Raw genomic sequence first — 26938 nt, forward strand, 5'->3', positions numbered from 1 at the left:
CACGAAGATGATTAGCCTTGCGTCAGTGACTGATGCTCGTCTAACAGTTCAATGTTGAGTGGCTGGTTGGCCGCCATGTCGCTGGAGAGCGCATCGTGCAGTGAGGAGTGCGCCATATCCGCTTCGCTGATGGTCAACGCCACAAACTCGTCCTGCTCATCATTCACCGTTTGCGCGGCGAACAGCATCGCGTCGCCATCGGCCAGCAGAGATGAGATTTCAGGCCAAGGTGCATCGTCTGAGGTTTTGATGTTCAGAACGTAGCTATCGCTGGATTTTCCATCTTCATCGCGCGCAACGAAGCTGTGGGTGCCAGGCTGCAATGATGTTTCAATGTTGATGGTCCAGGAGCCGTTCCAGTTGCTGGTGGTGGTCGCAATCAACTGATTGTCCTGGTCATACAGTGAAATCAGCTTGTTAGGATTGCTGTTGCCATAGAACGTTGGGGTTGCATCATCCGTGAAGCTACCGGAAGGACGAATCCCGCGATAATCACCCGCATCGTCAAAGGCGAACATGCTCGGCGCAGGGTCGAGATCGCGGATATTCACGGTGAAAGTATTACCTGAAATCCCGTACTCATTGGCTGCCGAGAAGTCCCATTGACCCGGTGACAGCGGTTCGTCCGGCGTAAAGCGCCAGTCGCCATTGCTGTCTGCAAGCGCTGTTCCCACCACATTTTTTTCACCATCCAGAATGGTTACGATAGAGTGCGGGCGAGCCAAATAGCCGTAGAGTTCTGGTTGTGCGTCATCGGTCCAACTGCCGGTGTTAACCAGCCATGGCATGGTGCTTACACTGTCATGTACCACTGCGATACTTGGCACGTTGCTGTACTGCTCAATGTTTTCTGGCTCATCGATAGGTAACGCTGCCTGCTCTGGCTGTTCCGGCAGCACCGGCTCTTCCAGCTCCAGAAGATAGGTGAAGAAGAATGCCTCGCTCCACTGACCATTGGATACGGCGAAGTACGTGTTTTCACCCATTAGGGCCGTAACGCGGTGGCTCCAGTTGCCATCAGCATCTGCAGTGACAACGATCGGCAGACTTGAGCCAGAGTTATAAATTTCAACGCGTGCGTGAGGTTGCGCAGAGCCATGCAGAATAAAGTCTGTCTCAGCCGAGGCACCGCCGTTCTCGATCAGCTCACCATCCGCATAGAGCCCGGTAATCACTGGCGCATCTTCCAGCGTCAGGTAGAAATCCTCGCTAGGTACACCGTTTTCTACCACATGAATCGCGTTCAGACCTGGATTGAGGCTGACTTCGGCCTGCCAGATACCGGTCATTTCCGCACGCACGCTGCCGAAAGGCTGGCCATCAACGTACAGGTGGATAATGGCGTTCGGCGCTGAAACACCACGCAACAGCGGGGTGGCATCATCGGTTACACCGTTGTGAGACAGCATCCAGTTAACGCCTACATCATCATAGGCCGTGTGAATCGCCGGTGCGGGTGAACCCTGAACGGTAACTGATACCGCATCGCTAAACTGACCATCAATACCGATTTTCAGGCTATTTTCACCGTCGAACAGTGCGGTGGCGAAGGTCCAATCTCCTGCGCCGGAAACCTCAATCGTGGTCACAGGCTGATCATTGATATAGAGGGTGACCAGCGAGCCCGCCGGTGCTTTGCCGCTGAATATTGACTGGCGTTCTGCTGTGGTGGTGTTGCCTTCCCAAAATTCGCTGTGATAAACGATGCTCAGCTCGGGTTCGACTGGCACCACAATCGGTTGATAGGTCAGTTCAAAAACGTCACTCTCTGCACCATTTGATTTAACCACGATGCGGTTCACACCTTCGGTCAGCCTTGGGGTGAAGTACCAGAGCCCGTTTCTGTCGGCATAGGTATCATCAATCATGACGTCGTTGACCCAAAGCTGAACTCGCATACCCGCTTCCGCACGTCCACTTATTTGCGGGGTGGCGCTTTGCGTCGTGTCGCCATTGTGTACCTGGGTAAAGTCATCGGCAAAGACTGACCAGATTTCAGGCGCTGGCGTGGTTACTGGACCTTCAACTGGCTGATACTCAACAACAAAGGCTTCACTTGCTACACCGCGTGATACCGCGACAATATTGTTTTGGCCCTCAGTTAATGTTGCCCAATAACTCCATGAACCATTCTGGTTCGCTTGCAGGGTTTGAATCAGTTGATCGTTAATCCAGATTTCAATAGAGCCGAACGGCTGACTGACTCGGCCAATGATTCTCAGCGTATCGTCATTAGTCGTGTCACCATTTTGTACCTGGCCCGGATTGAACTCATCCGCTTCAATAGCAATGATCTCAGGTGCTGGCAAATTCAACGCTGGCAGGTTGACCAATACCGGCTCACTCTGCTGATTGCCAACACGCACGGTCAGCACGTTATCGCCTAACTGGAGATCAATAGGCATCCGCCAGTCACCCTGGAAGTTGGTAAATACGGTACCTATTTGGGTATCACCCAACCAGATTTGCACCCACTGATTTGCCGGTCCTTTACCGAATAAGCGCACGGCAGCACTTTCTGGAGCGTTATTAGGCTCAATGATTTGGCCAGTGGCTAAATCACGAATGGCGGTGATGGCCAGCTCGGGTTCGACCGGCACCACCAGTGGCTCATAGGTGACATTAAATGGCTCGCTGGAAACACCCTGGGCTTTCACCACGATCTGGTTCTGACCTTCGCTCAGCGTCGGCATGTATGCCCAATGACCTAAATTGTCGGCAAGGACGGTTTCAACGTGCTGGCCATTTATCCAGATCTCTACATGCGCGTATCGGGCCACATTATTACCCGTGATACGTGGTGTAGCGTCATCGGTGGTGTCACCATTAGCAATTTTGCCATAGCTATTTTCATCGGCTAGGACGGAGGTGATGAATGGCACCGGCACTGACGGCGCTGGCGGCGCATAGTGAATATCGAAAGGCTCGCTGGAAACGCCCTGGGATTTCACCACGATCTGGTTCAGACCTTCGCTCAGCGTCGGCGTGTATGACCAGTTACCGAAGTTGTCGGCATAGACAACATCAAGACGCTGGCCATTCAGCCAGATTTCCACCGCAGCGAAACTGCCGACGTTATTACCACGGATGTATGGCGTAGCGTCATCGGTGTTGTCACCGTCAGCAATCCCACCATGGTTATTTCCGTCGCCCCAAACGGAGGTGATGACCGGCACTGGCGGCGCTGGCGGCGCATAGTGAATATCGAAAGGCTCGCTGGAAACACCCTGGGATTTCACCACGATCTGGTTCAGACCTTCGCTCAGCGTCGGCGTGTATGACCAGTTACCGAAGTTGTCGGCATAGACAACATCAAGACGCTGGCCATTCAGCCAGATTTCCACCGCAGCGAAACTGCCGACGTTATTACCACGGATGTATGGCGTAGCGTCATCGGTGTTGTCACCGTCAGCAATCCCACCATGGTTATTTCCGTCGCCCCAGACGGAGGTGATGACCGGCACAGGCGGCGCTGGCGGCGCATAGTGAATATCGAAAGGCTCGCTGGAAACACCCTGGGCTTTCACCACGATCTGGTTCAGACCTTCGCTCAGCGTCGGCGTGTATGACCAGTTACCGAAGTTGTCGGCATAGACAACATCAATGCGCTGGCCATTCAGCCAGATTTCCACCTGAGCAAAGCTGCCGACATTGTTTCCACGGATGCGCGGCGTAGCGTCATCGGTGTTGTCACCGTTCGCAATGTATCCATGGTTATTTTCGTCGGCCCAGACGGAGGTGATGGCCGGCACTGGCAGTGCTGGCGGCGCATAGTGAATATCGAAAGGCTCGCTGGAAACACCCTGGACTTTCACCACGATCTGATTCAGACCTTCGCTCAGCGTTGGCGAGTAAGACCAATATCCTGCATTGCTTGCCTGGGTAGTGGTAATGAAGCGACCATTAATCCAGATTTCCACCTCGGCATAAGGTCCGGCATTATTGCCGTTGATATGCGGCGTGGCATCATCGGTACTGTCACCGTTAGCAATCTGACCATGACTGTTTTCATCAGCCCAGGCGTTCACGATGACTGGAGCCGGTGTGGCCGCAGGATCATAGTGAATCTCGAACACCTCACTGGCATTGCCATGCGTTTTCACCACGATCTGGTTCAGACCTTCGCGTAGCGTCGGCGTATATGACCAGCTGCCGTTGATGCTTGCCGCAGTCGTATCGACCAGTTGACCATTTAGCCAAATTTCCACCACGGCATAGCTACCGGCGCGGCCACTAATCCGTGGAGTACTGTCATCGGTGCTGCCACCGTTAACGATCTCACCATGGCTGTTTTCATCTGCCCATGCGAAGTGGATTTCTGGCAGAGTCAGGCTAGCCTCAGGCGCATTAACGATCCACGGCTCGCTGCTGGCGCTTTCCGATCGCAGCGTCAGGCTGTTTTCACCCGGTAACAGATCAACCAAATAGGTCCAGTTGCCCGCTGCATTAGGGGTTACGTGGGTAATAAAGGTGTTACCTGACCATAGCGATAGCGTGACACCCGCGGGGCCGGTGCCGCTTATGCGGGCCTGCTGACCGGAGAGGGAACCATCAGCATCAATGACATCATAAGTGTTGCCATCAATTATTAACGTAATCGCCAGCTCTTTTTCCGAGGAAGGCGTGTAGTGAACCTCAAAGATTTCGCTGGAAACGCCCTGAGATTTGACCATGATCTGGTTAAGGCCTTCGATCAGCGTCGGTGAGTATGTCCAGTCACCCGCACGGTTAGCCATGATGGTTTCAACGTGCTGACCATTGACCCAGATCTCAACAAGTTTGTAACGACCAGCATTAACGCCATAGATCTGCGGGGTGGCATCATCGGTGTTGCCACCGTTAATAATATTTTCCAGGGTATTTTCATCAGCCCATACTGCGGCGATCTCTGGTACGGGTAGTTCCGGTGCCTGGACAGTGATCATCACCGGCTCCGTGCGCTCACCAGCAATACGCAATGTGAGCGCATTTTCACCGTACGGCAGCGTCACGATAGTGTTCCAGATTCCCGCATTGCCCGCCGATACGCTTTTAAGGAACGTGCCGCCTGACCAGATTTCAATCCTTCCTGATCGTGGACCGGTACCGGATAACAGAATATCGGTGCTGGTGGCGGAGCCGTTAGGATCAATAATCTCTCCTGTTTGAACTTCGCTCATGCGAACAATCGCCAGCGTGTAATCAACGGGCGGGGAAGGCGGATTGTATTGTACTTCTACGGTTTCACTCGATACGCCCTGTGACACGAGGTGAATGCGATTGACGCCTGCTGTCAGGGTTGGCGAATAGTGCCAGTTACCTAAATCATCGGCCTCGAAAGTATCCACACGTTGGCCATTAATCCACACTTCAACGGTCGCATTACGCTCGGCAATACCGGACATTTGCGGGGTGTTGTCATCGGTGCTTCCGCCATCGCCAATCAGGCCTGCGGTGTTCTCATCAGCCCAGATGTTCTGGATCTCAGGAGTCATGGGTTGTGGAGCAGGAATGGTGATCATTACCGCTTCGCTGCGCTCGGTGCCGTTACGCACGGTCAGCTCATGGCTGCCTGGAGGAATGGTCAGCATTTGGCTCCAGTTACCGTTCATGTCCGTGTAGACATAACCGATAAAATGGTTGCCGGCGTAAGCCATAAAGCGCTGATCGGCTGGACCCGTACCGCTCAACTCCACCCGATTACCGGTGGCCGCGCCGTTCGAATCAATCACTTCGCCGCTTATCACATCACGCATGAAGGTAATGGCCAGCTCCGGTATTACCGGCTCAACCGGCTCAGCAGCCGGCTCATAGAACACTTCCCACGGCTCGCTCTCTTCGCCGTTGGTGATTACGGTAATAACGTTGCGGCCTTCCTGCAGAGGCAGATTGAGCGACCAGTTTTTATTGTCATTGGCATAAGTGGTTGCGACTTCGATGCCATTAATCAGTACTTTCACTTCTGCACCCGGCAGAGCATAGCCGCGTACGATAGGGTCGGCATCGCTGGTCGTTGCAGCTTGATCAATCATTTCCCATGCATAGCTGACTTCGTCGTCATAAATTTCCTGAATTGACGGACGCGTTTCTATGGGGGCTTCAATGCGGGTAAAGTGGAAACTATCGTTAAGGTCAGTTCCCGGGACGACAACTTTGATCTCAATTGAACCTAAATCAAGGGTTGTGAAGTGTGCTTCCCAATTTCCATTGATGTCGGCGCGAGTGAGGACGCGTCTTTCGTTGATGTAAACAAAGAAATTTTCGTAAGGCCGGGCTGTGCCATACACAGAGAAAAAGCCACTATCAGAGATGCTATTTTCTGTTAATTCATTATTCATGTCAGTGACACGGTCAATGGAGATGAAACGCTCACTCTCATTTAAAGGTGCCATGTCGTTTAAGGGTAGTGCACTATTTAACTGAATGACTAAGTCACGATCTTTATTGTTGTTCAATCCATTCATCCTTTTGACGGAGATTAACTTTTGCACGCTGTGCCGCAGCCGGTTCCCTGCGTGCAGACTAAAATCCCCGGCATTATCGAATAGCCAATTTCAATTCCAACAAGATGGGTCTTTGTTTGATGTTTGAGTGATTCAGGTAATTGATATATATGGTTATATTGGCGTGATAGGTATAACTACGTAAATATGGGCGTAGTTAACAAATATAATTAATGATTGATTATTTTGGGGGGTGTTCCTGGTGTTGATCAGCCATATCCTGGTTTGATTGTTTAGTGGCTTAAAACGATATAAAAAAGATATTTGTGTGTCTTTTTTTAATTTAAAGAATGCGTTTTTGATGTGCGGTTTAGCAGTCTTGTCTGCTTGTCTTTACTAATTTAAATAAATGTAAATGGCCGGCGTAATAAAATGATGGCACAAATCAGTAAATGTTATGTATTGGCAGGTATTTCGGATGGGAGCCATTACGTCTTGCGTAAGATGTCACTTGCGGATATTCGTCGTCACTTGGCTATGGGGCATTCTTAACAAACCTGGTAAATAATCAGAAAACTCATTAAGAGTTATGCCGACGCGCGGAAGTCAATATGCGGGGCGGGCAATCAGCGCGCTGCCCATCCTTTTCAAGATCAACGTTAATCAGCATCCAATGACAATGACGATGACAAATCACGCAGCGCGTTAGCTTGTTCACTGAGTGATTTGGCTTTCGCTTCGAAGGTTTCAACTGCATCCGCGCCGGCCGCGAAACGCGCTGGTGGGTTCTCAAGCCCGGCAAGCTTTATCAGGGCCTCGGCTAATTTTTCCGGGTCGCCACCTTGTTTACCGTTCATGCCACGCCAGGCTGATTTCGTTGCCTGGGTTTCTGCGGCGTAGTCAGGGATGGACAATTCCGCATATTGGGTTGAGTCATCAGAAAGCAGTTCGGTGCGGAAGAATCCGGGCTCAACCAGCATGCTGTTAATGCCAAACTTCTTCACCTCCAGCGCCAGAGACTCCATCCAGCCCTCCACACCAAATTTTGCCGCACTGTACGCGCTGCAAAATGCGATACCCGTAATGCCCGCGGTCGACGATAACGTGATAATAAGGCCAGACCGCTGGCTTCTCATCGCCGGTAATACCGCTCGTGTGACGTTCATAGGGCCAAAGAGCAGCGTTTCCATCTGGTTACGCACCTGGCTCTGGCTCAGCTCTTCAAAAAATCCGGCGTAAAAATTACCGGCGTTATTGACCAGCACATCGATCCGGCCGAACTGTTCAGTAACAGTTGCCACTGCCTGTTCAGCGTCGGCAAAGCGGGTGATATCCAGTTTGAGAGTGATGAGTGAATCATGTTCACCGAGTGCACTGGCGACTTTTGCTGGATCGCGCCCTGTCGCTACCATGGTGTGGCCAGCGGCCAAGGCTGCTCTGGCAATATCCAGACCCAGGCCGCGACCGGCCCCCGTAATCAGCCAAACTTGTTTATCTGTCATTAATGTCTCTCCAGATAGGGTTCAAAAAACGGTGATGGCCGTTGCGTTGATTTTTACGTGCTTGCTAAGCGGTTAGCTGCTGGCCAGATTTTGGCGAAAGAAAGGGGGCAAGCTGACGGGCGGCTTAGCCCGCCTAGGGTTTTGCTCATTGTCCGACTCCTTCAGGGATACGATGACGGCTTCACGACGGGGGAAAGATAACGTGTCGTTTCTGTCAGTCATCGTACTGCCTGCAGGATTAAGTGATTAGACGCTTAATTTTGCATAAGCTTAGAAGGCTATTTTCTTAATCCTGACCTGGACGGTGAGAACTAGCGCCTGCGGTAGCGCAGGGCGTCCAGCACCAGCTGGAAAGCGGGGGAGTGCTGCCGGCGGCTGGGATAATAAAGATGATAGGCCGGTCGGGGCGGGCACCAGTCAGCAAGTACCCTGATCAGCTGCCCCTTCTCAAGCAACGCTTCAACGCTATCCTCAGGAAGATAAGCGAGTCCGATCCCATCCAGCGCGGCCTGCAGCATCATATTGATGGTGCTAAACGTCCCGCGACCGTTAACACGAACCTTGATTTCGTTGCCGTGCTGATAAAATTCCCATGCATAAAAACCGCCATGCGTCGGTAACCGTAAGCGGATACAGCTGTGGGCATTGAGATCGCGCGGAGTCAGTGGCAAGGGTTTATCAGCAAAATAAGCGGGTGAACCTACAACGGCAAAGCGGGAGTCTGCTGCGAGAGGGACAGAGATCATATCTTTATCGACCTGCTCACCGAGCCTTACGCCAGCATCATAACGTTCGGCGACAATATCTTTGAGGCCGTACTCACTGATGATTTCGATATTGATATCCGGATATTCCTGCAGCACCGGGGCAAGCCTTGGCCAGAGAAGCGTTTCGGCTGCATGCTCCACGGCGGTAATGCGTACTGTACCGGCTGGCTTTTCCCGCATTCCGCTTAGCGATGCAATTTCATATTCAATATCATCGAAATGTGGACCGATACGGTTGAGCAGGCGCTCGCCGGCTTCCGTCACAGACACACTTCTGGTGGTACGTGTCAGGAGGCGCAACCCTAAATGCGCTTCAAGCGTTCTGATGGTGTAGCTCAGAGCGGATTGCGATACGCCCAGCTGAGCCGCGGCTCTGGTGAAGCTTTGCTCGCGCGCAACGGCGATAAAAGCCTGATAATCGCTGATATTCTTCCGGCGCATTGATAACCCTGCTTTGTTAATCAGCGCTGAATATACCATTTAATAATTTTATTCAGCGTGCTGATATTATTGATGGCTATGAATTAAAGCGTCATCACCCGATAAATAACGTTATTGAAGAATTTATGTCCCCTCTGTAACGCCAGTACGCCTATTTCCCCGATTGTGAAAGTCCGCGATGATGCGCCTCCGTTACGTTCCGGCCATAACGCATTGAGGTTACGTCCAGCTATTTGGCTTGCCTTTTTTCATTTGCAGTTCTTCCACAAGGGTATGTTATGCAAAATAAAAGCTCACTGCTTTTACTCGCGCTGTCTGTCGCCGTTTTCGGCGTGATCACCACCGAAATCGCCATCATTGGCCTGTTACCGAAACTGGTCTCACAGCTGCACGTGACGCCCACGCAGGTCGGCTTCCTCGTCAGTATTTATGCCATCATCGTGGCCATCACCGGACCGTTTATTACCCTGATGCTGTCAGGTTTTAATAAGAAAACGGTGCTGCTAAGCATTCTGGTGGTGTTCATTATTTCCAACCTGATCTATGCCACCACCGACGTGTTTAATCTAATGCTGCTATTCCGTATTCTGCCGGCGCTGGCGCATGCGGTTTTCTTCGCCGTTGCGCTGGTGGTGGCCGCCAGCTCGGTGCCGAAAGAAAAAGCCGCTGGCGCAGCCGCAAAAGTATTTGCCGGGGTGGCGATTGGTCTGGTGCTGGGCGTTCCGCTGAGTTCACTCATTGCAGATCATCTTTCGCTGGCGGCCGCGTTCTACTTCGGCGCCGCTGCCTGTGTAGTGGCTTTCGTTGGCGTCTTGCTTTTCATGCCTTCAATGCCGGCGAAACATAAGGTGTCTTATGCCAGCCAGGTTTCCGTGCTGCGCAATGGCAAGCTGTGGCTGACCATCTCCACCGTTACGCTGGTGTTTGCCGCGATGTTCTCCGGCTTCAGCTACGTTGCTGATTATCTGGCGCGGGTGACGCATCTCAGCAATAACGCCATCAGCGCAATGCTTATCCTGTTTGGTCTGTGTGGTTTCACCGGTAACTTTGTCTTCAGCAGCTTGCTGCAGAAAAACGTGGTGAAAACCACCCATGTCTATCCGCTGCTTTACACGCTGGTTTTCCTGCTGGTGTGGTTGCTGGGCTTTTCGCCGCTGGCGATGTGTCTGCTGACCGTATTCTGGGGTGCATTTCACTCATCCGGGCTGGTGGTCAGCCAGACCTGGCTGATGCGTGAAGCCAGCGAGGCGCCAGAGTTTGCCAACAGCCTGTACATGTCATTTTCTAACCTGGGGATCACGCTTGGCTCGCTGACGGGCGGATGGTTTATTGCCCGCCTCGGTACCCATTCTGTGGTGCTCAGCAGCGTGATCTTTGCTCTGCTGGCGTTCGCCAGCATCGTCATCAAGCACCGCGCTGATGTGAAAACGGCACCTGTTGCGCAAGAGCTGGCGTAAGCATAGCCGCATTAATGTAGAACTTATGGAACATCTGTTCGGAACAGACAGGTGTTCCCTAACCTGCTCACGGCACCCATCATGGAGGTGTCTACTGAAAGGAGCAAAATATGGACAAATTGTTTACCTCATACCCGCTCGGTGACATCACGCTGAATAATCGGGTGGTGATGGCACCGATGACACGTTCACGGGCAAGGGCGGGGGATACCGCTGACGAGCTGACGGCGAAGTACTATCAGCAGCGGGCCTCGGCGGGCCTCATTATCACCGAAGGGGCGCAGATCTCCGTGCAGGGTCAGGGCTATCTCTTCACGCCGGGCATTTATAATGACGAACAGGTGAAGGGCTGGGAAAAAACCACCCGTGCCGTGCACGCGGCGGGCGGCAGGATTTACCTGCAGCTCTGGCACGTGGGGCGCATCTCTCATACCAGCCTGCAGCAGGATGGCCAGCTCCCCGTCAGCGCTGTTGCCGTCAGGGCAGAAAATTCAACCTGCTATGCGCGCGATGAGCAGGGAAATGCCGGTCCGGTGCCAGTGTCTTCGCCGCGTGCGCTGACCCCGGCAGAAATCAGCGCTGTGGTTCAGGACTACGTCAACGCGGCAAAAAATGCCATCCGCGCGGGCTTTGACGGCGTTGAAATTCATGCCGCCAACGGCTATCTGCTGGAGCAGTTCATTAACGGCGGACTGAACACCCGAACCGATGAGTACGGCGGCCCGCAGCATGAAAACCGTCTGCGCTTCGTGCTTGAGGTAACCGACGCGGTATCGCAGGCCATTGGCGCAGATAAAACCGGCATCCGGCTGGCGCCTTTTGGTCGCCTGTTTGATATGCACGCCTTTCCGGGTGAAGAGGAGACCTGGCTGCTGCTGGCTAAAAAACTCAGCAGCCGTTCTCTGGCCTATGTGCACCTCAGCGATCAGCAGACGCTGGGTGAGCAGGCGATCCCCGCCGGTTTCATTGAGAAATTCCGCGCCGCTTATGACGGCACGCTGATCATCGCCGGCGGCTTTGATAAGGCGCTTGCCGAAAGCTACCTGCAGCAGGGCAAGGCCGATCTGATTGCATTCGGGCGGCCTTATATTGCCAACCCGGATCTGGTGGAAAGGATGGCGAACGGCTGGCCACTGAGTGAAGTCAACCGGGCTACAATGTACGGTGGTTCGGAAGAGGGCTATACCGACTATCCTGCGTACCAGGAACTCGCCTGATCAGTCGAGCGCGCCGTCTTCTGCCGCCTGAACCAGCGTGTCCACGACATAGCGGATTTTAGGCAGCAGTTGACGGCTTTTTGGCCAGAGCGCGCTGATGGGCATCTCTCCACCGGAGTGGCCCGGCAGAACTTCCTGCAGTTCGCCGCTTGCCAGATAGTCACCGACCAGCCATATCGGCAGCTGCGACAGACCACATCCCGCCAGGGTGGCGGTCAGCATCGCATCCCCGTCGGCAAATTCATGGGTGGCAGGCGGTATGAACCGTGTTATCTCTCCCTCCACGTCCTTCAGCAGCCAGGAAATGGGCTGATTGCGGCGAAACCCGACCACGCACTGGTGTTCGCTTAACGCGTCCGCCGTGACCGGCGTGCCATGATAAAGCAGGTAGTCGGGTGAGGCGCAGATCACCAGTTTCTGGGTGGTCAGCCTGCGGGCGACCAGACCGCTGCTGTCGGCCAGCTCACCAATGCGGATAACCAGATCAATGCCTTCCTCGATAAGATCGACAAACCGCTCGCTGAAGGTCACCGTCAGGGCGAGCTCAGGATAGTTGCGCGTAATCTGCAGCAGGACGGGCAATATACGCTGCCGCCCGAAGGCGGCGGGTAAATCCACGCGGAGTCTGCCGGCGGGCTGGCAGATATGAGACGTCAGCTCGGCCTCCGCCTGCTCCAGAATATCAATGGCGTTCTGGCAGCTGTTCAGAAATCGCTCGCCGTCCGGCGTCAGGCTGAGGCGGCGCGTGGAGCGCTGAAAAAGCTTAAGGCCGAGGCGATCCTCAAGCCGGCTGACGCTTTTGCCTACCGCAGATTTGGTCAGCCCCAGACGCTCAGCGGCAGCGGTAAAGCTGCCCAGCTGCGCCGTGGTGACAAATGCGGTGATCCCGCCCAGATGATCGGTTTTTCTCATGGTTTATCTTCGTGTCTCTGACAGGTTTGCCTGGTTTACCGACGCTACCATACACCGAATGTCGTCGGTTAATTATAGAATCTATGTCTACACAGATCCGATTGAAAGCGGATTTATCATCATGGGGAAAACAATCATAGTGATTTCCGAACTTACTGTTTCGCCACGTAACCACTGAAACGAGGCTAAGGAAATCTTCATGAAAGACGCGAACATCCCTCTGTCACTGCTGGATCTGGCTCCGATTACCGAAGGCCACAGCCTGGCTGACGCTATCCACAACAGCGTGCGTCTGGCCAGAGCGGCTGAAGACGCCGGTTATCATCGCTTCTGGATGGCCGAACATCACAATATGGTGGATATCGCCAGCGCCGCCACAACGGTGATCCTGAGCCACATTGGTGCCCGCACCGATAAAATCCGCATCGGCTCGGGCGGCATAATGCTGCCGAATCACGCGCCGCTCGTCGTCGCTGAGCAGTTTGGTACGCTTGAAACCCTTTATCCGGGCCGCGTGGATCTGGGGCTGGGACGCGCGCCCGGTACCGATCAGGAAACGCTGCAGGCGCTGCGGCGTGAGAGTCGGGCAAGAGGTCTGGACTTCCCCGACATGCTGGAAGAGTTGCAGCATTTTCTCGCCGAGCCGCGTCCCGGCCAGCGCGTGACGGCGGTACCGGGCGCCGGACTGCGTATTCCGCTCTGGCTGCTGGGTTCCAGTACTTTCAGCGCTCAGCTGGCGGCACAGAAAGGTCTGCCGCTGGTTTTCGCCTCTCACTTTGCGCCCGATGCCATGCTGGCGGCCATTGATACCTATCGGGCCGGTTTTAAGCCGTCAGAAACCCTCAATGCGCCTTACGTCATGGTGTGCGTAAACGTTGTGGCGGCGGAAACGCAGAAAGAGGCAGACCGGCTGGCCACCACCGAGTTGCAGAAGTTCGTCAACCTGGGACGCGGCGTAGATATGAAGCTGCCCAAACCCGTTGATGACATGAATGCGCTTTGGCACCCGACTGAGGCGCAGCGGGTGCTGACTCAGTTACGCGAATCGATATGGGGCACGCCTGACGCGGTGCGTGCCGGACTTGAGGATCTGGTGCGCCGCACCGGCGCGGACGAAATCATGGTGAACTCCTGGATCCACGACGCCGATGCGCGTATCCGTTCGCATCAACTGATCGCGGGCTGCTGGAATAGCTGAGGAGGGGGAGCTGTGCCTGCGTCAGCCTCACAGCAGCGTTAGCTGAGCGGTAAGTCAGTAATTTAATTCAGTCGCTATCAAACATTAATCTCTCAGGAGAGCGTTATGACACCCACTAAAGGTTTTAAGCACGTCGGCTTTATCACCCGTAAAAAAGGACAAAGCTTTGAAGAGTTCGTAAAGCACTGGGATGAGGTTCATACAGAAATTGCCCTGCGGCTGCCGGGGCTACGCGGCTATGTTCTGAATCCTGTGGATCGCGAAAAATATCCTGACTCACCCGTCGATGGATTTTCAGAGTTATGGTTTGACTCGCTTGAAGACGCAATCGCTGCGTTCAGCTCCCCGACAGGTATCGAAGCCTATGAGGACGTGCCCAATTTCGCCGACCACGTCGCCGTTACTTACATTACTGAAATCAGAAAGCGTTAATGTTTATCGTACTGCTGATAATGGACAGGGAAGGGTGAGGCGCAACGCTTACTTTTGCTTAAAAGCAGTAAGGAGAGGGTCGTCCCTGACAGGTTCTCCGGCCGGTATACGTTCGCACGTTACCGATGAGGTCATTCGCTTCGTCGTTTTCCGGCCGGAGCCGGACTACTTCCTATGGCATCAGTTCGTTAACGGTTAGTTCAGCGCTCAGTTCAGGCCCGCAAGGGTCTGCAGATACGGCACCTGCTTTTCGGCGACCTCGGGTGAATCAAAACTCATCAGCCAGTCTCTGGCTTTATAGATCTGCTGCAACCGTAAGGTGCTGTTCTCCGATTTCGCCATGCGACCAAGCTGCGCGAAAAGTGATGCAATGCTGATCTCTTTCTCGCACAGCGCCAGGCTCAGTGCCGCTTCGCCAATAATGGCGTGACCTTTCTCGTGGTTTTGAAATAACACAGAAATTCCTCCATTAGTACGAATGAATAATAACCTCACCCGTGACTGTAGACGTTAGCGGGGGAATCGCACGGCGCTTAATCCTAAAAGCTCAGGATTTACCGTAATTAATCAGCACTATTATGTATGCGGCGAAATTCAGTTGGCGTGAGAATGAATCGTTGCGTAAACGCCCTGCTGAAAGATTCGGGTGAATTAAAACCATTGCGCTGCGCCACGGTGCTGAGACTGTCTGCGGTTTGCAGGAGTTCTGCATACGCTTTTTCCAGACGCTGATTGCGGATATACGCAATCAGCGTTGTCCCTTTAACACGCCGAAACATTCTCTGCAGATGCCATTTTGTATAGCCCGATCGAAGGGCGATCTTGTCAATGGTGAGAGGTTCACTGAGACGGAGATTGATCCAATCCGTCAGCCCTTCAATAATTTTCTGTGAATCAACCACGGGATGTTCTCGCTTCTCAAATAAATTCCATCAATCTGCACTGAGATTAACTGGCTGATAAATATTTAGATTAAATGCGGATGAGCCCTCATTCCTCAGAGGCGACCGGCTGTGTAAGGGATATGCAAAAGTGTGATCTACCTAAATGTAACCTATAAAGTAATCGATTACATTCGTGCTTTACCTAAATGTAATCGATTACTTTTCTCTGGGAAGGTTCACCATGTCGACATCACAAAGTACCGACGTTGTTATCACTCAGCACCGGCTTTTGGTTCCCCGGCTCTCTCTCATGATGTTTATGCAGTTCTTCATCTGGGGCAGTTGGTCAGTCACGCTCGGACTGGTGATGACGCAACACAACATGTCGCTGCTGATCGGCGATGCGTTTTCGGCCGGTCCGATCGCCTCCATCCTCTCACCGTTTGTACTGGGAATGCTGGTAGACAGGTTCTTCCCGTCGCAAAAAGTGATGGCGGTGATGAACCTGGCGGGGGCGGTGATCCTGTGGTTTGTGCCCTCTGCGCTGGCGGCTGAAAACGGTACGCTGCTTATCGCGCTGCTGTTTGGCTACACGCTGTGTTTTATGCCGACCTTAGCGCTGGCCAATAACATCGCCTTCCACAGCCTGAGCAACAGCGATAAAAGTTTTCCAGTGGTCAGGGTATTCGGCACCATCGGCTGGATTGTGGCCGGCATCTTTATTGGTTTCACCGGCATTTCTGCCAGCACCTCGGTCTTTATCGTTGCGGCCATCTGCTCTGTGGCGCTGGCGATTTACAGCCTGACGCTGCCACATACGCCGGCACCGGCGAAAGGTATGCCACTGAAAGTGCGCGATCTGTTCTGCGCAGATGCCTTCGCACTGCTAAAAATCCGCCACTTTTTTGTCTTCGCACTCTGCGCCACGCTGATCTCTATTCCGCTCGGCACTTATTACGCCTATACCGCGTCATGGCTGGCCGATGCCGGTGTAAGCAACGTCAGCACCGCCATGTCGTTTGGTCAGATGTCTGAAATCTTCTTCATGCTGGTGATCCCGCTGCTGTTCCGCCGTCTGGGCGTGAAATACATGCTGCTGGTCGGCATGCTGGCCTGGTTTGTGCGTTACGCGCTGTTCGCCATGGGCATGGGCGACGAGGGCCGTGCGCTGATCTATCTCGGTATTCTGCTGCACGGCATCTGCTACGACTTCTTCTTCGTGGTGGGCTTCATCTACACCGACCGCATCGCGGGCGAAAAGGTGAAGGGGCAGGCGCAGAGCATGGTGGTGATGTTCACCTACGGCATCGGCATGCTGCTGGGCTCGCAGATTTCCGGCGCGCTGTATAACCGCCTGATCGCCGGCCAGGCCAGCGCAGAAAACTGGGCAACTTTCTGGTGGATCCCCGCCGTTGCGGCGGCGGCGATCGCCATTCTTTTCCTCTTCACCTTTAAATATCGGGATGAAGCGGCTTGATTAACTGGAGGTGTACGTGAAAACGTTAAAAGGACCGGGTATTTTTCTGTCGCAGTTTATCGGACAACAGGCACCGTTTAATTCGCTGGAAGGTCTGGCGCAATGGGCGTCGGCACTGGGTTACAAGGCTTTGCAGATCCCCTGCAATCATCCGGCGATTTTTGACCTGGATCGGGCGGCAACCAGCCAGACCTATTGCGATGACGTCAGCGGATTGCTGGCAACCTACGATCTTCAGGTGAGTGAGTTATCAACCCATCTTGAAGGGCAGCTGATTGCCGTGCATCCGGCGCATGACGTGGCCTTCGATGGCTTCGCGCCGGCGCAGGTGCGCGGCAATAACGCCAGGCGCACGGCATGGGCGATTGAGACGGTGAAAAAGGCGGCGGCGGCATCGGCGAAGCTGGGGCTGCGCGCGCACGCGACCTTTTCGGGTTCGCTTGCCTGGCCCTATCTCTATCCGTGGCCGCCACACAATCCGGCGCTGCTGGAAGAGGCGTTCGCCGAGCTGGCGCGCCGCTGGCTGCCGGTGCTGGATGAGTTTGATCGTCATGGCGTTGACGTCTGTTATGAACTCCATCCGGGCGAAGATCTGCACGATGGCGTGACCTTTGAACGTTTTCTTGCTGGCGTGAATCATCATCCACGCTGCAACATTCTGTTCGATCCCAGCCATCTGCTGCTGCAGCACATTGATTATCTGCAGTTTATTGATATCTACCATCAGCGCATCAAAGCATTCCACGTAAAAGACGCCGAGTACCTGACTAACGGGCGCAGCGGCGTGTACGGCGGCTATCAGCGCTGGATCGATCGCGCCGGCCGCTTCCGTTCCCTGGGCGATGGCCAGGTCGATTTCAAAGGGATCTTCAGCAAGCTGGCGCAGTACGACTACGATGGCTGGGCGGTGCTGGAGTGGGAGTGCTGCTTAAAAGAGAGCGAAACCGGCGCGCGTGAAGGCGCCGAATTTATTCAGCGTCACATTATACCGGTGGCCGATCGCGCCTTTGATGATTTTGCCGCGCAGGGCGACCAGCAGGCGAGCGTGCGGGCACAGCTGGGTCTGGAACAGGGGAGTGTTAAATGATCAACGTAGGCATTATCGGCACCGGCTTTATTGGCCCCGCGCATATTGAAGCGCTGCGCCGCCTCGGCAACATCAACGTGGTGGCGATATGCGATGCCAGCCAGAGTGGCGCTGCCGCGCGTGCGGCAGAACTCAATGTGCCGCACGCCTACAGTGACGTGGCGACGTTTTTACAGCATGAAGGTCTGCACGCGGTACATAACTGCACACCGAACCATCTGCACGCCGCGATCAACCGGCAGATCATTGGCGCCGGTAAGCATGTGTTCTCGGAAAAGCCGCTGTGCATGACCATGGATGAAGCGCACGAACTGGTGGAACTGGCTGAAAAGGCGGGCGTGGTGCACGGCGTCAGCTTTGTCTACCGCCAGTTTGCCATGGTGCAGCAGGCGGCGAGCATGGTGCGTTATCAACAGCTGGGGCGACTGTTCTCGGCGCAGGGCAGCTATCTGCAGGACTGGATGCTGGAAGAGACCGACTACAACTGGCGAGTGGATGCAGAGAAAGGCGGCGCATCCCGCGCGGTGGCGGATATTGGTTCGCACTGGTGCGATACCATCCAGTTCGTCACCGGACGCAAAATTGTTGAGGTGATGGCCGACTTGTCGATTGTCTGGCCGACGCGCAAGGCCAGCCTTGCCGGTGCTGCCACCTTCGGCGCGCAGGGTGACGAAACGCAATATGAATCGCGCCCGGTGACCACCGAGGACATGGGCTTTGTGCTGTTCCGGTTTGACGACGGTAGCAAAGGCAGTTTCAGCGTGTCGCAGGTGTCCGCCGGGCGTAAAAATCGCCTTAGCCTGGAAGTTAACGGCAGCCTGGGCGCGCTGGCCTGGGATCAGGAAACGCCGCAGCAGCTGTGGCTGGGACATCGCCATAAGGCTAACCAGCTGTTGTCGGACGATCCCGCGCTGATGAATCCCGATGTGGCGGGCCGGGCGCGTTTTCCCGGCGGACACATTGAAGGCTGGCCGGATGCGTTCCGCGCGATGATGCAGCAGTTTTATCAGGCGGTGGAGCAGGGCAAACCGCCCGCAACCCAGGCGGCTGGGTTTGCCACCTTCCACGATGGGGCGCAGGTGATGGCGATTGTCGATGCCATTGTGCAGAGCCATCAGCAGCAGCGCTGGGTGCGCGTCAGCGCCTGACGCTTAGCCCGAACGGCAGCGCGCTGGTCGGGCTAACTTATTGTTCACGCAGATTTATGGTAGCCTGCGTGTCATCTGATTTCGTATGAGTTGCTGCCATGTCCATTCAAAAAATCGCTCGTCTGGCGGGCGTTTCCGTCGCCACGGTGTCACGCGTGTTGAATAACAGCGACACGGTTAAAGACAAAAATCGCGAGAAAGTGCTGCAGGCGATTAAAGAGAGCAACTACCAGCCCAATCTGCTGGCGCGCCAGCTGCGTACCGCCCGCAGCTCGATGATTCTGGTGATGGTCTCCGACATCTCGAACCCGTTTTGTGCCGAGGTGGTGAAAGGTATCGAAGAAGAGGCGGAGAAGAACGGCTACCGCATTCTGCTGTGCAACTCCGGCTCAGATATCGAGCGCTCGCGTTCCAGCCTGCAACTGCTCTCCGGCAAAATGGTCGATGGCATCATTACCATGGACGCCTTCAGTAAATTACCGGAATTAAGTCATCTAATAGCCAGCACGCCGTGGGTGCAGTGCGCCGAATATGCCGATGCCGGAGAGATCTCCTGCGTGGGCATTAACGACAGCGATGCGTCGCAGGAGGTGGTGCGCTATCTGGCGGATAAAGGGCGAAAACGTATTGCGTTGATCAATCACGATCTCAGCTATAAATATGCCCGCCTACGCCAGCAGGGGTATCTGCAACAGCTGGAACAGCATCAGCTGGCGTGGCAGGCAATCGGTTATGCCAGCGAGCTGAGCTTCAACGCCGGTAAACACGCCATGATGGCACTGCTAGCCGGTGAGGAACGCCCGGATGCGGTGTTTGCGGTGTCAGACACGCTGGCGGCTGGGGCGATGGCGGCGATTCAGGCGGCAGGACTCAGCGTGCCTGAGGATATTGCCGTGGCTGGCTTCGACGGTACCGAACTGGCCGAGATGGTCACGCCGCCGCTGACCACGCTGGCGCAGCCTTCACGCGACATTGGCCGCCAGGCCTGCAGGCTGGTGCTGCACAAAATTGACCAACCAGATTCCGCACCGGAACGGGTGATTATGCAGGGGCACCTGATTGAGCGTGCCAGTGCCTAAAACAGCTTAGTGCGGCAGCGTTTGCAGCGCTGTGCGCAGGTTGCGCAGCGAGGTGGTGATTATGCTCCAAGCATCCTTGGGTTTGTCATGTTCGATGATGAACCATTTCACCCCGCTAGCCTTTGCCGCAGGCAGAATTGCTGACCAGTCCAGCAGACCTTCACCCAGTGGCGCGAAGTTCATTTCATCATCACGGATACCGATCGAGGCATTGTCCTTGGCGTGGATGGCGTAAATCCGGCCCGGATATGCCCGCAGAAAACGCACCGGATCCTGACCACCGCGCGATACCCAGGCGGCATCCATCTCCAGCTTCAGATTTTCACGCGAGGTGTGATTCAGGATGATTTCCAGCGCGGTTATGCCAGCATACTTTTTCATCTCAAAGTTGTGATTATGATAGCCCAACTGTATGCCGTCGTGGCGCAATCTGGCGCCCATTGCGTCCAGGCGCTGGGCATAATCTATCCAGCCTTGTGTGCTGTCTGGGCGATCTTCCGGTTCAATCCACGGCACGATGATGGTGCGGTTGCCGACCGATTTATTAAAGGCAACGGTCTGCGCATAATCGTTTTCCAGGGCAGCGAGCTGAACGTGCGATGACGTGACGGTGAGGTGATTTTCCTCCAGCAAGGCGCTGAGTTGTTTAGCGCTTAGGTCATGGGTGCCGACGATTTCAACATGTTTAAAGCCAGCTTCATGCGCCATCGCAAACTGCTTCTCGGCCGGACCAACGTTGCGCAGGGTATACATCTGCAGGGCAATTTCGTTATCCACCTCAGCGGCCGCTGCAGAAAACGAGCAGAGCGCAGCAGACGCCACCAGGCAACTACTGATGAGTAATCGGGCTAACATAGTCTCTCCATAAAGTTAAAAGTAATCGATTACAAAGCTACAATAGAAAGTAATCGATTACTTTTAAATCGCGCTGAGTTTTTGCAAAAATGTGATGGAGTTCAAATCAGCCTGATTGTGACGACATGGCGTTGTGAAAGAGTGCAACTGGTAAAATTTTAACGATTGATAAGGGAGAGAATTCGCAGAACGGGATGGCTTAAGCACGCCCAGCTTCAACGTTTTTGAAGAGAATAGGCAAAAAAAAGTCTGAACGTAAGTTCAGACTCTTCTTTAGAATGTGGCGGTGAGAGGGGGGATTCGAACCCGCGCACAATTCTTTCTAACCTATTGAATATATTATCAATCATTTGACGATCCTTTAGCGCGTGCATTATACGTGCATTGTTCATAAAAAAGAGGCGTTATTCGCTGCCAGTTTTGACCCCTGGCCGAGTCAATTGACCGTCATAGCCAGATAGGGATGAGCCGTGATTTCTGAACAGCATATCCGGCCCTTTGTGACCCATTTGTTTGCACAGCCAGAAAAGGTTTACTCCGGCGCTGATAGCCTGACAGTGTTCGACACGCATCCTCTTCATCATCCACTGTCGGCTTACGACTCCTTCAGTCGGGGAGTTGCGTGATGGTTGAGTTGCAGCATCAACGACTGATGTCCCTGGCAGAGCAGCTCCAGATGGACAGCCTTATCAGCGCCGCGCCGGCACTGTCGCAGCAGGCGGTCGAGCAGGAGTTGAGTTATATGGACTTCCTGGAGCACCTGCTGCACGAGGAAAAACTGGCGAGACATCAGCGTAAACAGGCAATGTATACGCGCATGGCAGCCTTCCCGGCAGTGAAAACCTTCGAGGAGTATGACTTTACCTTCGCAACGGGAGCCCCCAGAAACAGCTTCAGTCGCTGCGCTCACTGAGCTTTATCGAACGCAATGAGAATGTCGTGCTTCTCGGCCCATCGGGCGTGGGGAAAACCCATCTGGCTAGCGCGATGGGCTATGAAGCTGTGCGAGCGGGCATCAAAGTTCGCTTTACGACGGCCGCAGATCTGCTGCTCCAGTTGTCGACGGCGCAAAGGCAGGGACGTTACAAAAATACGCTGCATCGTGGTGTGATGGCCCCGAAGCTGCTCATTATAGATGAAATAGGTTACCTGCCGTTCAGCCTGGAAGAAACCAAACTGTTCTTCCAGGTTATCGCGAAACGCTATGAGAAGAGTGCAATGATCCTGACCTCAAATCTGCCGTTCGGACAATGGAATCAGACGTTCGCTAGAGATGCAGCACTGACATCAGCAATGCTTGATCGCATCTTACATCACTCACATGTTGTGCAAATAAAAGGAGAGAGTTATCGGTTGAAGCAGAAAAGGAAAGCCGGAGTAATAGCTGAGGCTAATCCGGAGTAAAACGAGGATCAATATTGGACCGTTAGTGTTGGTGAAAAGTGGATAACTTATAAACCGATATTGACATCGCTACAACAGCACGACCCAGAAGGTTGATTATGCGCTGCGGCCATCACGTAAGTTTGCGGATATCGCGATATTCAACTGGCTGACAGTTGGAGGTCAGGCGGAGAACAGCATCGACATTTATGGTCTGTACCAGATACAGGCAAAAATTGATGCCAAAGACGTCCGCCTTGGTTACTGCGATTACACCTTTGACGATGAAGATGTATCTCTGGGCTCGCGCATGGAAACCATATGCGATGCGGCTGGGATGAGCGTCTTCTGGGATGATGGCGTTCTCTCGTTCACGCTGGATGAGAACGCGATCGAGCAGTGACAGTCTTCAACCGCTCCAACACGGTTGATAGCGGATATTCCCTTAGCTACGAGATGTCTCTGCCGGGCGATTACGACGGCGTGGAGATTCAGTATCGCGACCCGGTCACCAACAAACAGGCATTTGTCCGCTACCGTGTCCGCAATAATCAAATCGAGCTTGGGCAGCCCACCAAGGCGAAGAAGTTCGAGATGATGTATATCTGCGATTCATTCCAGGCGGATTACCGCGCACAGAAAGAATGCAGGCGATTGCTGTACTCGCGCATGAGCATGGCGATTACCGCGCTGGCAAATGGAGAGTGGGTGAACGTAGGCGATATGGTTCAGGTGCCGGACACTTACGACACCAATCAGCAGGCCGGTTACATCGTGTCGCGAGTCGGTAATTACTTCGAAACCAGTGAGCGCATCAACTTCTCTGGTTCGATGTATGTCGTCATCACTGACTCGCTTGGCAATACATCATCTCGATATGCAGCCGCTCCGATCGACAACACTGCTTTTGGCTTTACGGCTGCAGCTCCGGCTATGGAGCTAAACATATTTGACGGTTATGACGTTCAGTCACCATTCCGGTATGTCATTACCACAATGGAAGAGCTTGATGCTACGCGTTGGGTCATCAGTGAGAAACAGCCCAACAGCGACGGAACTACGGCACTAAAACTCGCGGAATACAGCGACCTAATTTATCCCTGACAGAACTTAATCCAATCAGGCCAGCCATTGAGCTGGCTTTTTTTATGGGAATAATATGGCTACGCAACCTACTACCAACGCTGTGCCGAGTGAATCGCGGCGCGACCTGAAATTCAATGCAGGAAAAATCAATGAGTTTGTAACGTCGCTGGCTCTCAAGTATCAGGATCGCTTCGGCGCCGATCATTACACTATCGAAGGCTTACGCTGGCTGGCACAGCAGGCCATCGCAGAATTTGGCTGGATTTCTGTAGGCACCTTTCAAGCAGGCGCGACACTGACACTGCCAAATCAGATCCTAAAAGACACGACAGATGGTGAATATTACCGATGGAATGGAGAATTGCCTAAATCGGTTGCTGCCAGGTCGACTCCTTTAGGAAGTGATGGTATTGGAGTAAATTCGTGGATAGCTGTAGGTGATTCAGCGCTAAGGTCATTGATCGCTTCTAGTGATGGCGCATCTGCAATCGGTACAGAGTCAGGTGAAAATTCTCAGTATGAATTAAATTCTTTGCATAAATCAGTTGATACCATCCCTTCTAGATTTAGTATCGCATACTCTGAAGATATTATAGGGACAGATTATGCTCAGGGGTTATCTGAGTCAGATAAGTTCTGGTTCATTGGTTACGACAATAACCACCTTGGGCACGTAAAACGCATACTTAAATCAGATTTCAGTAGTATCGACATTGGAACCATTACGTCTTCACATTTGCAAGGTATAGCTGTTATAGATGACGACACTATAATGGTCGGCGGAAATAATGATGGGGGAGAACATCAGGTACAGTTTTGTAAAAGGAAAATCAACAACACTATCTACTCCTGGATTTAGGAAAGACTATCCTTTCTGTTGGGATGGTGAGTATATCTACCAGATGCAGAATGTTGATACAAACGTTTCAACTGCTGAATTTGGATACTTGGCTATATTAAAACCTGGTGCGGGTGTAATAAGACGATCTGAGATGTTCAGGAAGTATATCAGACAATGCTATATACAGGGCATTACAATCCATAATGGAGAGTTAATATTCTTTGCAGGAGGGTCATTCTCAGGTGATCAAATAGCTAACAGAAACATCGCCACTCTATATAAAACATCTTATCAGGCACGTTAATTGAGGCTAAGCAATTTTATAAAACTAGCTTCGTTGCTAACTTTTGTTCAACGCAAGTATACGAAAATCAGGGTGTCAGTTGTGTAAATAATACTTTAACTTTATCATGCTATATTTCTGAAAAGTTGAATTTATTGGTTGAGGATAAGTCTTTATCAGGCAAGGAGGTGGAGGCAAGTTAGAGCCTAAATGAGATTTTTTACTATGGCATAGTTGAGGTAGGTATTGCAGATTCACAGCTTTCAACTGGAGGTATTCAGTTAGTCGTAAATACAATGGTTGATAATAGCAGGCTAATTCAGGTCATATCTTCTGATACACCAAACCTGCAATCAATAATTGGAATGCAATATGGCATTCTGGAGATTATGAAAATTATAAATTATAAATTATAAATTACAGGGCTGTTTGCAAGTTTTACTATGACTCAAGTGACCTTGCATCACCAAAATCGGCAATTTGTTATGTATATGAAACTCCGCAACGCCTTTCTTTTTTCATAAGCTAAGCAGGTTAACATCGCCAGCTCTATATCAATCTACTGCTTAAGCAGTGGTAGGTATTATTCCAGTGTCAGGAATTCTTAATTTGAATAAGCTGGTTGTGGAAATCACAAATACTAGCGCAACAAATCCAATAGTTAGAGATGTGTATGATACAGATGATATGAATCATTTATCATCACACTCTCTCACTGTGTTGACTATATCAGGCTCAAGTAGTATCGCATACAGGATACTTGCGACTGGCATACAAGTTACAGCAGTAAGCGGATCTCCATTAATAAGATTTGTCACCAGCTCTTATTATGGAAAGGGTCACTAAATGACCCTTCTTAAAAATGGTATATTGGTAATAATACGACAGATTAACAGGCAAATCAGGAAGGTTGTAACGGAGGAAAGAATTGCTAAAGTCGCACCATGCTTGACAACATTTTCATTGCTTATTAATCTCCATACAAACGGCATGACGAGCATGTGACAAAGGTAAACGCCAAAGCTGTACTTTGAAATGACGGTAGAGACCGCAGGTGGGCTTTTGCACTTTAAAAGTGAAATATAAACACCTGATGACATTACTATGATGTTTGGCATGAAATATGATTGATAAATTTCCTTTGGTACTCCATCTTTACTTGCCATATATGTAAGAAGGATAGTTGAAAACAAACCGCCTATCATTAATAAAATGCCATACCGAAGTTTTAACCTGATAGAGTGCTCTTGCAGAAAGAAGCCCAGTAAAGCGAACCCTGCCCACAGAGATATGACGTCAAGCTTTAAAATGAAAAAAACATTGCCAGTCAAATAACCGTAAGACTGAATGAATGGCAAAACTGAAAACCATGAAAACCACATGCATAGCGCATAAATAGTTATATGTGTGTTTTTTGCTATCAACCTCAGTAACGGCATCATAAGATAGACGCTGATTATTGCATATAAAAACCACAAGTGAAAATATGCAGGATATTTCATTATTAGCCAAGGCTCAATATACACGTTGGGGTTCGCATGTGCTGGATCGAGATAGTGAAAGTTCCTAGCAAAAAAAATGTACGCATAAGACCAGAATAACAATGGTATAAGTATTTTAGATGCTCTCTTAAGAAAAAAAGTTTTTAATGGCTCTTCTTTGTTAATTAATAGTGCGCCTGACAGCATAAACAACACTGGTACGCACCACCTGGAAGCACTAATGATGATATTAAATTGCATCCAGTTGTCAGTCCATTCTTTAAAAGGCGATGCAACTGTGTGCAATAGCACAACGGAAAAAACAGCGACGGATCTGATTAAATCTGCATTTCTATTAAACACATTCACTGCGACACCTTTATAATATGCAAACTAAATATTACGTGGGAATGCCATTAGTATATGAAATTCCATATGATGTTGATAGTATTATCAAATCAATAATCATGTAAAGTTGTTTGTAGGTTAGTTGCAATCAAATATCCCAAAAATAAATATCTTAAATTTAATGGTATGGATTAGTCATGCAGACGCAAGGATGCTAGCTATGGTTTGCTCATTGCTCGGTTAGACCATTTGAGCCGTTTCTTATCCCATTACTCCCGCGCAGGCGTACGGTAAAGCCTCCACAATAGTAGGATGCATGGACATTTAAGTTTGTGACCTTGCCTTTGATGCGGCGCGTACCGTAATAGGGCAGGCGGTAATTGTCATGCTGGAAGAGGGAATTCAAATCACCAATGATTCACTGGTCGAATACCTTGCGGGCATGTTTGAAGATGCGGAACGGAGTGGCGGAACTTGCGATGTATCTCTTTGGGGTCAGCAAGCACTGATTAGCGCCTGCTGTAATATGATTATGCCTGTGGCTGGCCAACTGGGCCTTTACTCATTGGGCCGCCCGGTACGGGCTGCTCGGTTTGTACATTAGGGCGCCCATCCGCTCCAATCGGTCGCTCCGAGTG

18 protein-coding genes and 2 pseudogenes are annotated in these 26938 nt (G+C 52.1%); 11 read left to right on the top strand and 9 right to left on the bottom strand.

What is annotated here, in order from left to right:
- Positions 1-11 precede the first annotated feature (11 nt).
- The 3 genes from AC790_RS12620 to AC790_RS12630 all read right to left on the bottom strand — a co-directional run bounded on the left by AC790_RS12620 (position 12) and on the right by AC790_RS12630 (position 9132).
- Positions 12-6011, bottom strand: coding sequence for an Ig-like domain-containing protein (locus tag AC790_RS12620; RefSeq protein WP_049852000.1), 6000 nt, complete (start codon positions 6009-6011; stop codon positions 12-14).
- Between the two features lie 1070 nt (positions 6012-7081).
- Positions 7082-7924: an SDR family oxidoreductase gene (locus tag AC790_RS12625; protein ID WP_049852001.1), complete on the bottom strand. Its 843-nt coding sequence runs from the start codon at positions 7922-7924 to the stop codon at positions 7082-7084.
- Between the two features lie 311 nt (positions 7925-8235).
- Positions 8236-9132, bottom strand: a complete 897-nt coding sequence (locus tag AC790_RS12630; RefSeq protein ID WP_049852002.1) for a LysR family transcriptional regulator — start codon at positions 9130-9132, stop codon at positions 8236-8238.
- Positions 9133-9410: 278 nt separating this feature from the next.
- On the opposite strand from AC790_RS12630, the gene AC790_RS12635 reads away from it, so the two are divergent.
- A complete protein-coding gene (locus AC790_RS12635; protein ID WP_049852003.1) occupies positions 9411-10589 on the top strand; it encodes an MFS transporter in 1179 nt (392 codons plus the stop codon).
- 110 nt (positions 10590-10699) lie between these two features.
- Positions 10700-11806, top strand: coding sequence for an alkene reductase (locus tag AC790_RS12640; RefSeq protein WP_049852004.1), 1107 nt, complete (start codon positions 10700-10702; stop codon positions 11804-11806).
- Here the strand turns inward: AC790_RS12640 and AC790_RS12645 are convergent, their stop codons facing one another.
- The gene (locus AC790_RS12645; RefSeq protein ID WP_049852005.1) at positions 11807-12718 is read right to left on the bottom strand and encodes a LysR family transcriptional regulator; all 912 of its coding nucleotides are present in this window, start codon (positions 12716-12718) and stop codon (positions 11807-11809) included.
- 199 nt (positions 12719-12917) lie between these two features.
- On the opposite strand from AC790_RS12645, the gene AC790_RS12650 reads away from it, so the two are divergent.
- Both AC790_RS12650 and AC790_RS12655 read left to right on the top strand, forming a co-directional pair.
- Complete coding sequence (locus tag AC790_RS12650; RefSeq protein ID WP_082204285.1) at positions 12918-13916, top strand: LLM class flavin-dependent oxidoreductase; 999 nt, start codon at positions 12918-12920, stop codon at positions 13914-13916.
- 105 nt (positions 13917-14021) lie between these two features.
- Positions 14022-14348, top strand: coding sequence for an EthD family reductase (locus AC790_RS12655; RefSeq protein ID WP_007886456.1), 327 nt, complete (start codon positions 14022-14024; stop codon positions 14346-14348).
- Between the two features lie 207 nt (positions 14349-14555).
- On the opposite strand, the gene AC790_RS12660 is transcribed toward AC790_RS12655, so the two are convergent.
- Together AC790_RS12660 and AC790_RS12665 are read right to left on the bottom strand one after the other, a co-directional pair.
- On the bottom strand, positions 14556-14804 hold the full coding sequence (locus AC790_RS12660) for a hypothetical protein (protein ID WP_007886457.1): 249 nt from the start codon (positions 14802-14804) through the stop codon (positions 14556-14558).
- Positions 14805-14911: 107 nt separating this feature from the next.
- Complete coding sequence (locus AC790_RS12665; RefSeq protein WP_049852006.1) at positions 14912-15250, bottom strand: helix-turn-helix domain-containing protein; 339 nt, start codon at positions 15248-15250, stop codon at positions 14912-14914.
- Between the two features lie 223 nt (positions 15251-15473).
- On the opposite strand from AC790_RS12665, the gene AC790_RS12670 reads away from it, so the two are divergent.
- The 4 genes from AC790_RS12670 (at position 15474) to AC790_RS12685 (ending at position 20023) form a co-directional block, all read left to right on the top strand.
- Positions 15474-16709: an MFS transporter gene (locus AC790_RS12670; protein WP_049852007.1), complete on the top strand. Its 1236-nt coding sequence runs from the start codon at positions 15474-15476 to the stop codon at positions 16707-16709.
- A gap of 16 nt (positions 16710-16725) precedes the next feature.
- Positions 16726-17796 carry a sugar phosphate isomerase/epimerase gene (locus AC790_RS12675; RefSeq protein ID WP_049852008.1) on the top strand — a complete coding sequence of 357 codons (1071 nt, stop codon included), beginning with the start codon at positions 16726-16728 and terminating at the stop codon, positions 17794-17796.
- Positions 17793-18944: a Gfo/Idh/MocA family protein gene (locus AC790_RS12680; RefSeq protein WP_049852009.1), complete on the top strand. Its 1152-nt coding sequence runs from the start codon at positions 17793-17795 to the stop codon at positions 18942-18944. Before AC790_RS12675 ends, AC790_RS12680 begins: the two co-directional genes overlap by 4 nt.
- Before the next feature lie 98 nt (positions 18945-19042).
- Positions 19043-20023: a LacI family DNA-binding transcriptional regulator gene (locus AC790_RS12685; RefSeq protein WP_049852010.1), complete on the top strand. Its 981-nt coding sequence runs from the start codon at positions 19043-19045 to the stop codon at positions 20021-20023.
- A gap of 6 nt (positions 20024-20029) precedes the next feature.
- Here AC790_RS12685 and AC790_RS12690 read toward each other — a convergent pair whose 3' ends face one another.
- Both AC790_RS12690 and AC790_RS25125 read right to left on the bottom strand, forming a co-directional pair.
- The gene (locus AC790_RS12690; RefSeq protein ID WP_049852011.1) at positions 20030-20878 is read right to left on the bottom strand and encodes a sugar phosphate isomerase/epimerase; all 849 of its coding nucleotides are present in this window, start codon (positions 20876-20878) and stop codon (positions 20030-20032) included.
- Between the two features lie 404 nt (positions 20879-21282).
- Positions 21283-21426: pseudogene (locus AC790_RS25125) on the bottom strand (integrase); the annotation flags it as partial.
- 74 nt (positions 21427-21500) lie between these two features.
- Between AC790_RS25125 and istB the strand changes: the two are divergent.
- The 3 genes and pseudogenes from istB to AC790_RS24885 all read left to right on the top strand — a co-directional run bounded on the left by istB (position 21501) and on the right by AC790_RS24885 (position 24206).
- Positions 21501-22282: pseudogene (gene istB / locus AC790_RS24225) on the top strand (IS21-like element helper ATPase IstB).
- A gap of 378 nt (positions 22283-22660) precedes the next feature.
- Positions 22661-23365, top strand: a complete 705-nt coding sequence (locus AC790_RS12710) for a host specificity factor TipJ family phage tail protein (RefSeq protein ID WP_049852013.1) — start codon at positions 22661-22663, stop codon at positions 23363-23365.
- A gap of 55 nt (positions 23366-23420) precedes the next feature.
- Positions 23421-24206 carry a hypothetical protein gene (locus AC790_RS24885; RefSeq protein ID WP_049852014.1) on the top strand — a complete coding sequence of 262 codons (786 nt, stop codon included), beginning with the start codon at positions 23421-23423 and terminating at the stop codon, positions 24204-24206.
- A gap of 1107 nt (positions 24207-25313) precedes the next feature.
- On the opposite strand, the gene AC790_RS12720 is transcribed toward AC790_RS24885, so the two are convergent.
- On the bottom strand, positions 25314-26321 hold the full coding sequence (locus tag AC790_RS12720) for an acyltransferase (protein WP_049852015.1): 1008 nt from the start codon (positions 26319-26321) through the stop codon (positions 25314-25316).
- Positions 26322-26938: the final 617 nt, after the last annotated feature.

Source organism: Pantoea sp. RIT-PI-b (assembly GCF_001187905.1).
GTDB lineage: Bacteria > Pseudomonadota > Gammaproteobacteria > Enterobacterales > Enterobacteriaceae > Pantoea > Pantoea nemavictus.

What these genes read in the sequence shown, in the direction of transcription:
- AC790_RS12690 (WP_049852011.1), bottom strand. Translation starts at nt 20,878, where the DNA reads ATGTTAGCCCGATTACTCATCAGTAGTTGCCTGGTGGCGTCTGCTGCG.
- AC790_RS12635 (WP_049852003.1), top strand. Translation starts at nt 9,411, where the DNA reads ATGCAAAATAAAAGCTCACTGCTTTTACTCGCGCTGTCTGTCGCCGTT.
- AC790_RS12650 (WP_082204285.1), top strand. Translation starts at nt 12,918, where the DNA reads ATGAAAGACGCGAACATCCCTCTGTCACTGCTGGATCTGGCTCCGATT.
- AC790_RS12680 (WP_049852009.1), top strand. Translation starts at nt 17,793, where the DNA reads ATGATCAACGTAGGCATTATCGGCACCGGCTTTATTGGCCCCGCGCAT.
- AC790_RS12630 (WP_049852002.1), bottom strand. Translation starts at nt 9,132, where the DNA reads ATGCGCCGGAAGAATATCAGCGATTATCAGGCTTTTATCGCCGTTGCG.
- AC790_RS12640 (WP_049852004.1), top strand. Translation starts at nt 10,700, where the DNA reads ATGGACAAATTGTTTACCTCATACCCGCTCGGTGACATCACGCTGAAT.
- AC790_RS12655 (WP_007886456.1), top strand. Translation starts at nt 14,022, where the DNA reads ATGACACCCACTAAAGGTTTTAAGCACGTCGGCTTTATCACCCGTAAA.
- AC790_RS12670 (WP_049852007.1), top strand. Translation starts at nt 15,474, where the DNA reads ATGTCGACATCACAAAGTACCGACGTTGTTATCACTCAGCACCGGCTT.
- AC790_RS12620 (WP_049852000.1), bottom strand. Translation starts at nt 6,011, where the DNA reads ATGATTGATCAAGCTGCAACGACCAGCGATGCCGACCCTATCGTACGC.
- AC790_RS12645 (WP_049852005.1), bottom strand. Translation starts at nt 12,718, where the DNA reads ATGAGAAAAACCGATCATCTGGGCGGGATCACCGCATTTGTCACCACG.
- AC790_RS12625 (WP_049852001.1), bottom strand. Translation starts at nt 7,924, where the DNA reads ATGACAGATAAACAAGTTTGGCTGATTACGGGGGCCGGTCGCGGCCTG.
- AC790_RS12685 (WP_049852010.1), top strand. Translation starts at nt 19,043, where the DNA reads ATGTCCATTCAAAAAATCGCTCGTCTGGCGGGCGTTTCCGTCGCCACG.
- AC790_RS24885 (WP_049852014.1), top strand. Translation starts at nt 23,421, where the DNA reads ATGGCTACGCAACCTACTACCAACGCTGTGCCGAGTGAATCGCGGCGC.